Genomic DNA, 15,755 nt, shown 5'->3' with positions numbered 1-15,755 from the left:
TCATTGCAGCCTTATAACCACTTCTTCTTTAGGTAGTGGTCGCACCATTTTTAAATCTTTAGTGGCGATCCTTGTCACTCGACTGTGTTCTGACTTAGATTGCTCTTCCAGCAACAAGTTGCGCCATTCAATATCTAAACGATCACGTTCTTGTAATAGCTGATCTAATTGCGAGGTCTGTTTTCGGGTCGCATAGCTGGTATACACCACACTCATCGCATTGCCGACTACAATTAGCGTCAGCAATAATATCCACTTGTGCTGCCAAATATCGGCTAACACAATGCGGGATAAATTGATTGATGACGGTGCCAATATAACCTCAGTAATTAATAATCAAGTCGCTGCGCAACGCGCAACACCGAGCTTCTTGCTCGTGGGTTTTGTTCAATTTCGACATCAGAAGGCTTCATCGCCTTACCAATGGCTTTTAACTTTTTAGATTTATTAATTTCAGCTTCAGTGATGGGCAAGCCATGAGGTACGCTTTCACCTTGGCTATGGCGACGAATAAAGCGCTTCACCATACGATCTTCTAATGAATGGAAACTGATCACCGATAAACGCCCTTCTGGGGCCAGTACCGACACAGCACCTTCAAGGGCTTGATCAATTTGCTCTAATTCACTATTGATATAAATTCTAATCGCCTGGAACACCCGCGTTGCAGGATGCTTATTACGCTCTTTATTTTTAGTAATTCGGGCAATAAGGTCAGCTAAATCTTTGGTTCTTAAAAAGGGTTTTTCATCTCGATCAGCAGCAATACAGCGAGCGATGTGACGCGAGTTTTTCTCTTCGCCATAGGTTTTAAATACCCAAGCCATATCTTCAATTTCAGCTCTCGCTAACCACTGAGCGGCCGTTTGACCCTGGCTGTTATCCATACGCATATCCAATGGACCATCACGTAAAAAACTAAAACCACGCTCAGCATCATCTAATTGCGGTGAAGACACGCCTAAATCCAATAACACGCCATTGATTTTGCCTTTCAAACCTAACTCAGTAACGTATTCGGCCAACTGGCCAAAGCCACCATGCACAATTTGAAAGCGAGGATCATCGGCGAACTGTTTAGCCGCTTCAATGGCTTGCGGATCTCTATCGATGGCAATCAAGCGGCCGTTTTCACCGAGCTGACTCAGCACATGCCTTGAATGACCACCACGACCAAAGGTGCCATCAATATAGATGCCATCCGCTTGGATATTTAAACCATCAACGGTTTCTTGTAGCAGTACAGATAAATGGGCAAATTCTTGGCTCATCAGACTCTTCTTAATTAATTATTTATAATGAAAAATTAGCTAATCTTTCATGGCTAGTGAGATCTTCTGCTTGAATTAGCTGATGACTTTCGTCCATCTGCAACTGCCAAGCGGCTTCATCCCACAACTCAAACTTATTCAGCAAACCCACCAGCATGGTTTTCTTTTGCAGGCTGGCAAATTGTCTTAATGCGGGGGGAACGAGCGCACGACCATTACCATCTAACTCACATTCATGAGCGTGGCCTAATAATCTTCGTTTCATGGATCGTTCAATGTGATTGGTGTCTGACAGCTGCATTAGTTTTGCTTCTATCAGTTCCCATTCATGGATTGGATAAATCAATAAACAAGCTGATTGGATATCAACGGTGATGACGACAATGCCACTGTGCTCAACACGCAAGGATTCTCGGTATCGCATTGGTATTGCGATCCGTCCTTTTGCATCCATATTTATCGCACTGGCGCCCCGAAACACGATCATTAATCCCTATGATTTGTTATTAAAATTCCCACAAAAATCCACAATTCCCCACAACCCTTAAGTTTAGGGACACAACACAAGTATTGTCAAGGGATGAGAAGATTAATTAAATCCAGTTCTGAAGCGGGTTCGCAGCAAATTTGATTTAATTTGTTCTAGGTGGAGGAAAGTGGATTTTATGGGGCTAAATGAACGAAACCATACACATAACAACGACTCTATCGAGTAAAATGTGACTAAAATGTGCTAAAAATTGACCATTATCATCTTAAAATGACAATGCCCACTGTATCAAAGTTATATCTTGTATAATAAATATTCACTCACGATGTGAGAAAAACCAGTTCAACAAATTTTATTGCTGCCTTGCGCTTTTAAACCTAAGCAAATTCCAAACTTTTAATATTGCCTTTACGCTAAAACATCCTCAAACAAGGATGACTGCTGGCGTCATATATTCAAACCAATAGCCGCTCAATTTACAATCAAAACGGCCGATAACAAGATATACTGAATACAGCCTTGAAGGAGGTAATAATGAACCTAGATATTCTCTATGCTGTGACTGCCAGACCGCCAAGGCAGGTTACCACGCCTAAAAAAGAGGTGAAAAAAGTCACTGACTCAGCTGTTATCAGTGCTGATAGCCATGAAGCGCCGCAAGCACAATTGCCACCAGCACCATTAACCAGAAAACAGCAGGCCCAAGCTAGCACCAGCGCTGACGCAAAGCAGGCCACTAGTGACAATACCAACTTCACACATATTGATATTGAAATTTAATCGTTTACCAGTGATTTAAAAATGCCCTTTAGCCGATGGTTTTCCTCACCGCCTTTTTCCATCCGCGATACAAATCCTGACGACAGCTATCATCCATTGCTGGTGAAAAATGCTTATCAGCCACGGCAATGTTTTGTAACTCTTCTGTAGACTGCCAAAAGTTAACCGCAAGACCTGCTAAAAAGGCTGCTCCCATGGCTGTGGTTTCAGTCACTTGCGGACGGATCACATCAACATTGCTGATGTCGGCTTGGAACTGCATTAAAAACTCATTCGCCACAGCGCCACCATCAACGCGGATTTGTTTAAGTTCGACCCCTGAGTCTTGTATCATTGCCTCGAGTAAATCCTTGCTTTGATATGCAATGGCTTCTAACGCTGCGCGAATAATATGGCTACGATTAACCCCGCGGCTAAGTCCGACAATCGCGCCTCTGGCATCCGCTTCCCAATACGGAGCGCCCAAGCCGACAAAGGCTGGTACTAAATATACCCCATTGGTGTCGTCCACTTTATTGGCAAAGTATTCAGTGTCATGAGCATCTTGGATCAAGCCCATTTCGTCCCGCAGCCATTGGATCACCGCGCCGCCCATAAATACTGCCCCTTCAAGGGCATAGTTAACCTTTAAATCAGCGCCTATAGCAATGGTGGTTAATAGGCCATGATCCGATACCACTGCCTTATCACCGGTGTTCATCAGTAAAAAACAGCCTGTGCCATAGGTATTTTTGGCCATTCCAGGTTCAAAACATAATTGACCAAATAATGCCGATTGCTGATCCCCTGCCATACCCGCCACGGTAATATCGCCACCGACAATGCTGGTTGAACCGTAGACCGCACAAGAGGGTTTCACTTCAGGTAACATCGAAGCCGGAATACCAAAGGCCGTTAATAACTTGTCATCCCACTGCTGCTGATGGATGTTAAACAACATGGTCCGTGAGGCGTTGGTGGGTTCAGTAACATGTACTTTGCCTTTTGTGAGCTTCCACACCAGCCAGGTATCTATGGTGCCAAATAACAACTCACCGGCCTCGGCCTTTTCTCTTGCACCTTCAACATTATCTAGAATCCACTTGATTTTTGAGGCGGAAAAGTACGGGTCGAGCACCAAGCCTGTGGCGGATTTAATATAAGCTTCATAACCATCGGCTTTGAGTTGCTGGCATATACTTTGGCTGCGACGACACTGCCACACAATGGCGTTATAAATCGGCTTGCCGGTTTTTTTATCCCACACTACGGTGGTTTCACGTTGGTTGGTGATGCCCATAGCGGCAACATCATCACCGCTAATACCTGCTCGAGATAGCACTTCAATCAATGATGAACTTTGAGATGACCAAATTTCCATTGGATCGTGCTCAACCCAACCTGCCTGAGGATATATCTGAGAAAACTCACGCTGCGCCACCGCGACTATATTGGCTTTATGGTCAAATACAATGGCCCGAGAGCTGGTTGTGCCTTGATCTAATGCTATGACATATTTCTTTGGATTCATCTTCAGCCTTAAGAATGGGTACTGATTTTGTGTTAATCATAATTAGATTTTCATGGTTAACAAGTCAATGGCTCGAGATTGTGCGCTTTGCTAAAAATCTCAGGCCAATAAAAAGCCCCGCTAATGCGAGGCTTAAAATTTATCGGCAATCTTATCGACTACATTTTGTAGCTAAACTGCACACCTGCTAACCACACATCCGCTTCAACATCGCCGCTGTAGTTAATTGATGAACCTAGAAACTTTAGAGTCTCATTGATTGGTGCGTCACCAATGCCTTTAATGTAAGTAATGGCAAAATCAACAGTAAGGTTTTTAGACGCTTGATAGCCTGCACCCGCACTAAACCATAAACGATCTGAATCAGGAATCGTGGTTGAACGGTATTCGTCTTGTGCAGCACCTTTATCTAATGCCATACCGCCACGCACTAACCACTTATCATTTAACTGGTAAGTTGAACCTAGTGCAAAGCGCCAGTTATCTTTGAAGTTTTCTTCTTTAACCGAATCAGAATCCATTGGTAGTCCAGTTGACGGATCGATAGGTTTTATTTCACCAGGGAAATAAGCCACTAACTCATCAAAAACACTCCACTGAGTCCAGTTAACACTGGCATGCATGGCAAAGTTTTCAGTTAATTGATGGTGAGATGCAAGTTCTGCAAATGCAGGTAGCTCAATCGGTAAATTACCTTCAATGCTGATATCTTGGCCGCCGTCATAAGCTAGGCCTGATGCATGTCCGTCTAATTCCAGCTCTACCCCACTGTGATAAGCAAAACCTACGCGATGCTTGTCATTAATCTGCCAGCTAGAACCCACTTTCCAACCGATGGCAATGTCATCACCTTCCATGTATTTCAGACTCGTGCCAGCTTCAATTGGAAGTTGTGGAATATCTTCAATCCAACCTGGCACTGATGCGCCAACATTACCTTCACCATAAACAATACGCAGGCCAGCACCAATGCTGACAGCATCATTGATTTTATAAGCAATGTTAGGGTTAAACTCCACAGTAGTGATTGCAGTATCATCACCAAAAATAGCCGCTGAATGGGTGGCATCTAATTCTGTCGCTAAACCGTAATTTGAATGAAAAGCCAGGCCCCACGTCCAGTTATCGTTTAACTGATTCGAGTAATAAAAATTTGGGATAAGTGCATCACCAGCAAAATCAATGGCGTTGCTCGGGATCACGATAGGGTCACCGCTCAAATGAAGATTAACATCACCCAGCACATCAACATTAGGCATAATATAAATAGCACCTGCAGACAATTGGCGACCTTCAAGGTAAGTCAACATGGCAGGGTTTTTAGTTTGGGCGCCAGCATTATCCGCCATCGCAGCTTCACCAGCAAAAGCACGGCCTAAACCTGTAGAAGAATATTCAGCTAATTGAAAGCCTGCTGCACTTACTTGAGTCGTTGCCCCTAACAGCATGGCGCTTACTGCCACGGTTAATAATTTCTTTTTCATCATTTGTCCCCGGGTATGCAAATTTATTATTTGCTTAATCTCTTACATCATTAGAGCAATAGCTCAATTTGAAATCGGGGCAAGTGTACTGATGCAGAATATATTTACAACTAAATGCCTAAAAACAGAAGAAATAACTACCTTTTCGGTGTTTGCAATATTTTTAAGTGATAAGGATCACACACCAAGCGAGAAAAAAGCGTCAATTACACTAATTGATTCGCTGAAGCATATTAAAAATAGTTAACCAAAATATTTTTAATATTTATATTCAATAACTTACTAAAGAATATACAACTCACAAACCTGCGCTGAATTTTATAGTTTTTTTAACTACCGATATAAACCGCCAAATCTTATGAATAAATAAACCAATAAATACAATGTGATATATAGTAAATTATTGTTGAGACACATAAAAAAGCCTTCTAGGGTTAGCTAGAAGGCTTTATTTAATACCACGTTGGTACAAGTGTAAGCTTAAATGTTAATCGCCAATGTTGAACTTACAATTGACTCGTCACTCTTACATCAGCCACGCCAAGCAGGAATATTGGCTTCATAGTCGCTAATTGCCGCAGCAAATTCCAGCGTTAAGCCGATGGCATCTAAACCATTAAGCAGCTTGTGCCTTGCTGACTCTGCCAATGAAAAGCTAAATGTACTGCCTTGTGGTGACGTTACAGTAAGAGCTTGCAAATCAACACTGATTTCAGCTCCTTCTTGAGCATCAACTTCAGCCATTAATTGGCTCACTTCCGCTGCGGTTAACTTCACAGGTAATAAGCCATTGTTAATGGAGTTACCGTAAAAAATATCTGCAAAACTTGGCGCGATAATCACCCGTAGCCCAAAGTCAGCTAATGCCCACGGTGCATGTTCTCGACTTGATCCACAGCCAAAGTTTTCTTGTGCTAGCAATATAGACGCGCCTTTATAACGCGGTAAGTTAAGTGAAAAAGTCGGGTTAGGCTGCTCGCCCGCGTCATCTAAATAACGCCAATCATGAAATAAGTGCACCCCAAAACCATCACGAGTGACTTTTGATAAAAATTGCTTCGGGATAATTTGGTCGGTATCAATATTTGCGCTATCTATTGCAACCGCTAAACCCGTATGTGCTGTAAAAGCTTGCATCTGTTTCTCCTAGTGGGTTGGCAATTAATAAGGCTTACGAATATCAACAAAGTGACCGGCAATCGCTGCAGCTGCAGCCATAGCAGGGCTCACTAAGTGAGTTCGACTGCCACGCCCTTGGCGACCTTCAAAGTTACGATTACTAGTAGATGCACAGCGATCGCCAGCCTCTAAACGGTCATCGTTCATTGCCAGGCACATTGAGCAACCAGGCAAGCGCCATTCAAACCCTGCCTCTAGGAATATTTTATCTAAACCTTCCGCTTCTGCTTGCAGTTTCACCTGTCCAGAACCCGGTACCACAATAGCGGTGACGCCTTCGGCCACTTTACGGTTTTTAACATGATGGGCTGCGGCACGTAAATCCTCAATACGGGAGTTAGTACATGAGCCAATAAAGACTTTATTAACCGCAATATCCACCATATTGGTGCCAGAAGTCAGGCCGATATACTCAAGCGCTTTTTCCATGCTGTCACGCACAGTTGCATTGGGCTCAGACTCAGGGTTAGGCACTTGTGCATCAATAGATACCACTTGGCCTGGATTAGTGCCCCAAGTTAACTGCGGCGCGATTTCTGCAGCTTCAAGTACCACTTCGGCATCAAATACTGCATCAGCATCCGTTTTAAGTGCGGTCCAATCTGCAACTGCTTGCGTCCAAGCATCAGCTTTAGGGGCAAATTCACGACCTTCAAGATAATCAAAAGTAGTTTGATCAGGTGCGACCATGCCAGCTTTGGCGCCCATTTCAATGGCCATATTACATAAGGTCATGCGCCCTTCCATTGATAAAGCTTCAATGGCTTCGCCGCAAAACTCAACCACGTAACCGGTACCGCCATCCATACCCAAACGGCCAATGATTGCCAATACAATATCTTTAGCCGTAATGCCCTCAGCCACATGACCACGGACTTCAATTTTCATGGTTTTAGCTTTTAACTGACGTAACGTCTGGGTGGCTAACACATGCTCAACTTCAGAGGTGCCAATGCCAAATGCTAATGCGCCAAAAGCGCCGTGGGTTGCTGTATGTGAATCACCACAAACAATCACAGTACCGGGCAAGGTAATACCAAGCTCTGGCCCCATGACATGGACTATGCCTTGATTTGGATGATGGATGTCATATAGCTTCACGCCAAATTCTTTACAATTTTGCGCTAGGGTTTCCACCTGAATACGCGCCATTGGGCTCATGGCATCAAGGCTAGCACTTAAGGTCGAAATATTATGATCCATAGTGGCAAAGGTTTTTTCAGGGGCGCGTAATTTACGACCCGCTGTTTTTAAACCACTAAAAGCCTGTGGTGATGTCACTTCATGAACCAAGTGACGGTCAACATAAACAATCGGCGCTTCTGAGTCAGGTGATGCGACAATATGGGCATCCCATACTTTCTCATATAAGGTTTTTGCTGCCATTAGACACCTTCCTTAATAGCATTAGCGATATAGTCACCCATTTCACTGGTTGATTTTGCATTATGACGCTCATCGCTACTTAATAGCTCACCAGTTAAATAGCCAGCTGATAAGGCTTTACCTACTGCGCGTTCTATCGCACTCGCGGCATCTTCAAGTTTTAAGCTATGACGTAGTAATAAGGCTGCAGATAGAATTTGCGCCACAGGGTTAGCAATGCCTTGACCTGCGATATCAGGTGCACTACCACCAGCAGGTTCATACATACCAAAACCGCTGCTGTTAAGGCTTGCTGAAGATAATAGCCCCATTGAGCCGGTTAACATGGCAATTTCGTCTGACACTATGTCACCAAATAGGTTCGAACACAGCATCACATCAAATTCATTTGGGCGACGTAATAATTGCATGGTGGCATTGTCGATGTAGATATGTTCAAGCTCCACATCAGGGTAGTCTTTAGCCACTTCTTCAACCACTTCACGCCATAACACTGAACAGGCTAATACGTTAGCTTTATCTACTGAGGTGACTTTTTTGCGGCGACCTTGAGCAGACTGAAACGCAATTCGGGCAATACGCTCTATTTCACGACGGCTATAGCGCATGGTATCGAAGGCTTCTTCATCCAGGCCTTCGCCTTGACGACCTTTTGGCTTACCAAAGTAAATGCCACCCGTTAATTCACGCACACATAACACATCAAAGCCACGTGAAGAGATATCACTTCGCAATGGTGACATATGTTCAAGCCCTGCGTGTAATTTTGCCGGACGTAAATTACAAAACAGTTCAAAGTGACCACGTAGCGGTAATAATGCGCCACGCTCTGGCTGATCATTGGGGGCTAAGTTTTCCCACTTAGGCCCGCCAACACTGCCGAATAAAATGGCATCTGAGGCTTCACAGCCTTTTAAGGTTGCATCAGGCAGCGGGCAACCATGGTTATCAATGGCAATACCACCCACATCGTACTCAGCATATTCAATGTCCAGCGCAAATCGGGCTTCAACTTCATTAAGCACTTTACGTGCCTCAGCCATGACTTCTGGCCCAATACCATCTCCGGCCAATACAGCTATTTGATAACTCATACTCCACCTAACTCCCTTTCTTTATGAATCTGTTGTTTAAAATCAGCCACTTTATCGGCGCGATAGGTTAAGTTCATTACATGAACTAACGCTTGAGCCGATGACTCGACAACATCTGTTGCCAAGCCGACACCATGGAATGTTTGCTGATTGTATTCAGCTGTAATATCCACTTGGCCTAAGGCGTTTTGCCCTTCGCCTTTAGCGCTTAATTTGTAATTAGTAATATTGATGCTGCGACCAGTTGCACGGGCAATAGCATTGTATGCCGCATCGACTGGGCCATTACCGGTTGCCGCTTCGGTTATTTCTTTGTCATCAACCACTATACGCACCGTGGCAGTGGCTACACCTTCAGTTGAATCTGAGTGCACCATTAAATGTTGCAGTGAGTACTTATCATCATCTTGAGATTGCGCTTCGATAAACACTAAGGCTTCAAGATCATAATCAAATACCTGGCCTTTTTTATCTGCCAATTTCAAAAACTGATCGTAAAGACTATCCATATCATAATCGGTTTCTTTATAGCCCATTTCTTCCATGCGGTGCTTAATCACGTGTCGACCTGAGCGCGAAGTCATATTCAAGTTATTACGATTAAGGCCAATGCTTTCAGGCGTCATGATCTCATAGGTATTTTTAGCTTTTAGCATGCCATCTTGGTGAATACCTGATGAATGCGAAAATGCATTAGTCCCCACTACCGCTTTATTAGCCTGAATCGGCATATTACATAGCTGGCTTACAAGGGATGAAGTGCGGTGAATTTCTTTGGCATTAATGTTGTTTTCAAGCCCGAGTAAATTCTTGCGGGTTGCCAAAATCATCGCTATTTCTTCTAATGAACAATTACCAGCGCGCTCACCAATACCATTAACCGTACATTCAATCTGGCGAGCACCATGCTCAACAGCAGTAATTGAGTTCGCTACCGATAAACCTAAATCATCATGACAATGCACCGAAATCACCGCTTGATCGATATTCGGCACTCGGTTAAATAAGGTTTGAATAATGCCGCCAAACTCACTTGGGACGGTGTAACCCACGGTATCTGGGATATTAATGGTTCTAGCACCCGCTTTAATAGCTTCTTCTACCATACGGCAAAGGTTATCAATGGGGGTACGCCCAGCATCTTCACAAGAGAACTCAACATCGTCAGTAAAGCGGCGGGCATATTTAACCGCACTCACTGCCATTTCTAATACGTCATCAAATGAACGCTTTAATTTGCTTTCAACGTGAATGGTTGAGGTTGAAATAAAGGTATGAATTCGAAACTGATCAGCAACAGATAATGCTTGCGCTGCGGCATCGATATCTTTTTCTAATGCACGAGATAAGGCACACACTCGGCTATTTTTAATGGTTTTTGCAATGGTTTGCACTGACTGAAAATCACCAGGCGATGACACAGGAAAGCCCACTTCCATAACATCAACACCTAAACGCTCAAGAGCCAATGCAATTTGCAGCTTTTCTTTAACCGTTAAACTGGCTGCTAACGCCTGCTCGCCGTCTCTTAATGTGGTATCAAATATTATGACTCTATCGGACATCTTTTTCTCCATCGAACCTGGTTATTCACGTTAAAGTTTGTTCGCTTTGCTAATGGATTTGAGTGCTTTGCTCATTTAGTTCATTAGACTTTTTGTTTGTTATATAAATCAATCAGAGGCAGAAACAAAAAACCCCGCGGCTATTAGCGCGGGGTTTGTGAATACTAGTAAACTTATTTAGCTTGTAACACAAAGGACTCCGCGCAAATATTGCGTAAGAGAAGAAGGAGACCCAGTAAAATGTTACCACTATAAATATTCATTTTATTTAACTAATTATTCTGCGATTAATTTATCTATACCCACTTTTTATCCTGACCAGCTGGCTGTGTCAACCCCAATTTATTCATCTTTTGTGCAACACTGCAGCTTAAAAGCCTGATTTACTCATCGCTTTTAAGCACAAATAAATCCCCACATGCCCGTACACTGCTGTTTACACGTAATTTATCGTTTATTTTTGACTTTATTAATATGCAAAAAAAATGGATTTGAAATTTCTAATATTAATCTGTTTAAAGGAAGGCTTTAGTTATATCTAAGCACAAAGAAGCTTAGCTCTTTACGAGGCTAAGCGAGGAAGATAAACCATGACATGCTTGTTTTAAAATGCAAACAGACTAGGGCAATCAAAGCCATCAAATGATTAGGTAGGAGTGTTTATAAGGAACTAGAACCAGCATTAGCGGCTAAGTAGTCACCGCCAATGCTGCAGATAAGCAGGTTAAGCTAAAGCAATTAACATAGCCTTGAAGGCGAGTGAGTTAATTCTCAATCAAATACTGACTAATTTCATCAAGAAAATCACCGCCGAAGCGACTTAGCTTTCGCTCACCGACACCATTTACTGCCAGCATTTCACCGGCACTGGTGGGCACCATCGCCGCCATTTCCGCTAAGGTGGCATCATTGAACACCAAGTATGGTGGCACATCATGTTTTTCAGCCAGTTCACGGCGCAGTAGCTTGAGCCTGGCAAACAATTTACGATCATATTGCTGCGGTGCACGTGATGAACTGGTGCGGCGCTTAGTAGTCACTAATTGAATGCGAGGTTCAGCTAGCTGTAAGCTGGCTTCCCCGCGTAATATTGGTCGTGCTGATTCATTTAGCTTTACTGAAGAGCCGCGAGTAATATCTTGGCTAGCTAAACCTAAATGAATAAGTTGCCTAATCACACTGAGCCAATATTCATGACTGTGATCTTTACCAATGCCCCAAGTGGACAGCTTGTTATGGCCGCGATCCATCACGTTGGCAGCTTTTGAGCCCCGCAATACATCAATGACTTGGTTAACACCGAAATATTGATTGAGTCTAAAAATGCACGACAGCACTTTTTTGGCATCTTCGCTGCCATCATAACGCTTAGGAGGGTCGAGACAAATATCACAGTTACCACAAGGTTTTGAGCCACTTTCATCAAAGTAATGCAGTAATACTTGTCGACGGCAGGTTTGCGCTTCAGCAAAGGCTGCCATGGTATTCATTTTATGTAATTCAACGTCTTGCTGTGGGCCAGGTTCTGATTGCTCAATCAAGTGCTTAACGCGGCCTATATCGGCAGGATCAAACAACATATAAGCTTCGGCATCTAAACCATCACGGCCGGCACGGCCTGTTTCTTGATAATAAGACTCTACACTTTTGGGGATATCGTAATGCACCACAAAGCGGACGTTGGATTTGTTAATCCCCATACCAAATGCCACAGTGGCGACCACAATATCGATTTTGTCTTTTAAAAACTTATCTTGAATCGCGCCACGCTCTTCTTGGGTCATCCCCGCATGATACGCCGCTGCACTAAAGCCTTGCAGTTTTAAGCGATCAGCAACTTCATCGACTCGCCTACGGCTACTACAATAAATGATGCCATTACTGCCCTTTTGCAATTGTAAAAACTGTTTGAGCTGGTTAGCGGCATTAAGTTTTTCAACCACGGTATAGCGAATATTGGGGCGATCAAAACTGGAGAGTAAACAAAAAGGACTGATTTGAAGGCGCTGACAAATACTTTCACGGGTGGCCTGATCGGCCGTCGCGGTTAACGCCATCAGTGGCACATACGGGAACAACTGTTTCAGTTGGCCAAGGGCGGCATATTCAGGTCTAAAATCATGACCCCATTGACTAATACAGTGAGCCTCATCAATGGCAAACAGTGAGATTTGTAACTCATGCATCCGCTCGATAAAGTCAGGCCGCAGCAAACGCTCTGGTGATACATAAAGCAGTTTAATTTCGCCTTTGTGTAAGCGTTTTAAAATCTCAACGGTTTCATCGCGGGGTAAAGAGGAATTCAAATATGCGGCGGCAACACCTGACTGAGTCAAGCTATCAACTTGATCTTTCATTAACGAAATCAGCGGCGAGACCACAATGGTTAATCCCGGGAGGATCAATGCTGGCAACTGATAACACATACTCTTACCGCCACCGGTTGGCATAATCACTAGGGTATCTTGGCCACTTAAGGTCTGCTCAATGATCTCACGCTGACCTTCGCGAAAGTCACGATAACCAAAGATTTGCTGTAATTGCTGTCCAAGCACATCTTCCACAACTGGGGTTGCTGAGACAATCGCTTGCGCTGGAACTTGAGACTCGACTGGGCTAGAAATAAGATTATCCATTAATAGGGCTTGAGATCAGATGCAGCATTTTAAAGCACTGAGGCGAAGATGTCTGCACACAAACCGCAACAGCTCAAATATGCAGCATTGATTTTACCAAAGGGATTAGGCTAGATTAAATGCTCTACAATAATAACGATAGAAATTAGGCTGCATATGACTACGGATGTCCAACTTCAAGCATTAAAGCAAGTCGCTGAAATATTTGACCAACATGTGCCATTTCATAATTTACTCGGCTTAGAGATAAAGCGCTATGACGAAAATGGTGTCGAAGTGGTGATAAAAATGAAGCCTGAGCTTATTGGTAATATTCATCAAAATATTTTACACGGCGGAGTGACGGCAACCTTGCTCGATGTAGTTGGCGGGCTGACCTGTTTTGCCGGCTTAGTATCAAGCAGAGACGACTGGACCTTGGAGCAATTACAACAACGTCTAACCACCTTAGGCACTATTGATATGCGGGTTGATTTTTTGCGCCCTGGACGTGGAGAAATATTTACTGGCACTGGTTGCGTCATTCGTTCAGGTAATCGGGTATCAGTCTGTCGCATGGAATTACATAATGAACAAGGTACCCATATCGCCTTCGGTACTGGGACCTATATGGTGGGTTAACTCATTAGGACTAAATCCATAAAAAACCAACACAAACATAAACTTAAAACATCTTAGTTTGCCGCTTTATACCAACTGCGATAATGCTGAGGCTAATTAGTGGATCTTATTGAAAAATGATCCAGCGATTAGCTTGAGAGATCGGCAAAGGCAACCTACAATCGCCCTCTCTTTGTCAGTTGTTTGTGGAAATTCATGCAAGATATTGAAACACGTAAAGGCATTATCCTCGCCATTTGTGCTTATTGCTTATGGGGCATAGCACCACTGTATTTTAAATTACTGGCTGATGTGTCAGCCTTCGAAATCTTGGCTCACCGCGTGGTGTGGTCCTTTATCTTTATCATCATTTTAATGCAGTTTATTGGCGGATTTTCACGCCTAAGACTGTTATTGAAAAAGCCAAAACAATTACTGGTGTTGGCGCTGACCTCGGTACTGATTGCACTTAATTGGCTGATTTTCATTTGGGCGATTAACAACGGCCACATGCTCGATGCCAGTTTAGGTTATTTCATTAATCCACTATTTAACGTATTGCTTGGAATGGTATTTTTATCTGAGCGGTTACGAAAATTACAGTGGTTTGCGGTGGCGCTTGCCTGTATCGGGGTGCTCATCCAGCTCATCTCCTTTGGCTCTATCCCATTGGTGTCTTTAGCGCTGGCAGCATCATTTGGTTTTTATGGTTTATTACGTAAAAAAGTCAACATTGATGCTAAAGCGGGTTTATTGGTTGAAACCGCTATTTTACTGCCTGTGGCATTAGCTTATTTAGCCCTAACGCTTGATACCGCATCGGCAAATATGCTCACTAACGATATTGGAATGAACTTAACCTTAGTGGCCGCAGGTATTGTTACCACCATTCCACTATTGTGCTTTGCAGGGGCAGCCATTCGTATCCCATTATCCATGCTGGGTTTTTTCCAGTATATTGGCCCAAGTATCATGTTCATGTTGGCAATATTTTTATTCAAAGAGCCTTTTGATATTGAAAAAGGGGTCACATTTGGCTTTATTTGGAGTGCATTAGTGTTGTTTACCGCTGATATGGCGCTGCAGCGCCGTCGCCGCTTAAAGCAAAGCTAATAGCTATCGCCTTTTCAATGCTTCATTGCCGCAATGGCTTTCATTGCGGCCTCGTTATCCTCTAGGGTTACTAGCATTACATAGCCTCTAGTGGTTGGCAGTAGCAAGGCATCGTCCCTTGTGAGTGACACCAGCGCCTTATCGCCGTTTTTAAGGGTAAACCATCCTAGTGAGTATCCGGCAATGCCTATGCCGTTTGTACGCCACTGTGGCGTTAATTCTAATTCAGTTGTTAAGTCCACTACTCTCACTTGCTGCCAAAGTAATTCATCCGTGTTGAAATCCTGACTGTAAAGGGGGATCGATAACGTCAAAGGCTTATTGTCAGGCTTTAGCGTCAACTGGCTATTATTGGTTTGATACAGGGTCCATGAGAACAGCATAAACAGGAATAAAATAATCCCGTAGCTAACATACAACGCAGTGCTCGGTAATTTCTTTACCCAAATCAGCGCCGTTAGCCCTACTAACCCAACCAGCACCCCGACAAAATTGAACATGCCGTGACTGCTTAATCCTGCTAATGCTATTTCAGTCATTTTTCCTACTTAGTGATGTGTTTTTATAAGGATACATCTTTATTCATTTTTCAATATTATCATAATCTTCATAACATGCTGACCGGCATAGTTTTATCACCCCAAATC

General features: G+C 43.4%; 14 protein-coding genes. 3 read left to right on the top strand and 11 right to left on the bottom strand.

Annotated elements, in window-relative coordinates; genetic code table 11:
- Genes ftsL through mraZ form a run of 3 tightly spaced genes read right to left on the bottom strand, consistent with a single transcriptional unit; the run spans position 1 to position 1,752 of the window.
- Complete coding sequence (gene ftsL, locus AB4160_RS17530) at positions 1 to 315, bottom strand: cell division protein FtsL (protein WP_102440210.1); 315 nt, start codon at positions 313 to 315, stop codon at positions 1 to 3.
- Positions 316 to 329: 14 nt separating this feature from the next.
- Positions 330 to 1,271, bottom strand: coding sequence for a 16S rRNA (cytosine(1402)-N(4))-methyltransferase RsmH (gene rsmH / locus AB4160_RS17525; RefSeq protein ID WP_102440209.1), 942 nt, complete (start codon positions 1,269 to 1,271; stop codon positions 330 to 332).
- 22 nt (positions 1,272 to 1,293) lie between these two features.
- Complete coding sequence (gene mraZ, locus AB4160_RS17520) at positions 1,294 to 1,752, bottom strand: division/cell wall cluster transcriptional repressor MraZ (protein ID WP_102440224.1); 459 nt, start codon at positions 1,750 to 1,752, stop codon at positions 1,294 to 1,296.
- A 543-nt stretch (positions 1,753 to 2,295) separates the two neighbouring features.
- On the opposite strand from mraZ, the gene AB4160_RS17515 reads away from it, so the two are divergent.
- A complete protein-coding gene (locus AB4160_RS17515) occupies positions 2,296 to 2,541 on the top strand; it encodes a hypothetical protein (RefSeq protein WP_303412500.1) in 246 nt (81 codons plus the stop codon).
- A 28-nt stretch (positions 2,542 to 2,569) separates the two neighbouring features.
- Here AB4160_RS17515 and glpK read toward each other — a convergent pair whose 3' ends face one another.
- From glpK to recQ, 7 genes are all read right to left on the bottom strand, one after another.
- Positions 2,570 to 4,051: a glycerol kinase GlpK gene (gene glpK / locus AB4160_RS17510; RefSeq protein ID WP_372005690.1), complete on the bottom strand. Its 1,482-nt coding sequence runs from the start codon at positions 4,049 to 4,051 to the stop codon at positions 2,570 to 2,572.
- A gap of 158 nt (positions 4,052 to 4,209) precedes the next feature.
- Positions 4,210 to 5,535 (bottom strand): outer membrane protein transport protein, encoded by a 1,326-nt coding sequence (locus tag AB4160_RS17505; protein ID WP_372005688.1) that lies wholly within the window; start codon positions 5,533 to 5,535, stop codon positions 4,210 to 4,212.
- A 531-nt stretch (positions 5,536 to 6,066) separates the two neighbouring features.
- On the bottom strand, positions 6,067 to 6,672 hold the full coding sequence (gene leuD, locus AB4160_RS17500) for a 3-isopropylmalate dehydratase small subunit (protein ID WP_102440205.1): 606 nt from the start codon (positions 6,670 to 6,672) through the stop codon (positions 6,067 to 6,069).
- A 24-nt stretch (positions 6,673 to 6,696) separates the two neighbouring features.
- Positions 6,697 to 8,100 carry a 3-isopropylmalate dehydratase large subunit gene (gene leuC, locus AB4160_RS17495; RefSeq protein WP_372005686.1) on the bottom strand — a complete coding sequence of 468 codons (1,404 nt, stop codon included), beginning with the start codon at positions 8,098 to 8,100 and terminating at the stop codon, positions 6,697 to 6,699.
- Complete coding sequence (gene leuB, locus AB4160_RS17490; protein WP_102440203.1) at positions 8,100 to 9,194, bottom strand: 3-isopropylmalate dehydrogenase; 1,095 nt, start codon at positions 9,192 to 9,194, stop codon at positions 8,100 to 8,102. Before leuB ends, leuC begins: the two co-directional genes overlap by 1 nt.
- The gene (gene leuA, locus AB4160_RS17485; protein WP_102440202.1) at positions 9,191 to 10,759 is read right to left on the bottom strand and encodes a 2-isopropylmalate synthase; all 1,569 of its coding nucleotides are present in this window, start codon (positions 10,757 to 10,759) and stop codon (positions 9,191 to 9,193) included. The genes leuB and leuA overlap by 4 nt, the downstream gene beginning before the upstream one ends.
- A gap of 764 nt (positions 10,760 to 11,523) precedes the next feature.
- Entirely contained in the window at positions 11,524 to 13,395 is a 1,872-nt protein-coding gene (gene recQ, locus AB4160_RS17480) for a DNA helicase RecQ (RefSeq protein ID WP_102440201.1), read from the bottom strand.
- 156 nt (positions 13,396 to 13,551) lie between these two features.
- On the opposite strand from recQ, the gene AB4160_RS17475 reads away from it, so the two are divergent.
- Both AB4160_RS17475 and rarD read left to right on the top strand, forming a co-directional pair.
- A complete protein-coding gene (locus tag AB4160_RS17475; protein ID WP_102440200.1) occupies positions 13,552 to 14,016 on the top strand; it encodes a thioesterase family protein in 465 nt (154 codons plus the stop codon).
- Between the two features lie 195 nt (positions 14,017 to 14,211).
- Positions 14,212 to 15,108, top strand: coding sequence for an EamA family transporter RarD (gene rarD / locus AB4160_RS17470; protein WP_372005683.1), 897 nt, complete (start codon positions 14,212 to 14,214; stop codon positions 15,106 to 15,108).
- A 14-nt stretch (positions 15,109 to 15,122) separates the two neighbouring features.
- Here rarD and AB4160_RS17465 read toward each other — a convergent pair whose 3' ends face one another.
- The gene (locus AB4160_RS17465; protein ID WP_102440198.1) at positions 15,123 to 15,647 is read right to left on the bottom strand and encodes a PH domain-containing protein; all 525 of its coding nucleotides are present in this window, start codon (positions 15,645 to 15,647) and stop codon (positions 15,123 to 15,125) included.
- Between the last annotated feature and the right edge of the window lie 108 nt (positions 15,648 to 15,755).

The organism is Shewanella sp. 10N.286.51.B8, assembly GCF_041469325.1.
Taxonomy (GTDB): Bacteria; Pseudomonadota; Gammaproteobacteria; order Enterobacterales; family Shewanellaceae; genus Shewanella.
Note: the sequence above shows the minus strand (reverse complement) of the source record. Positions and strands in the feature narration are given on the sequence as shown.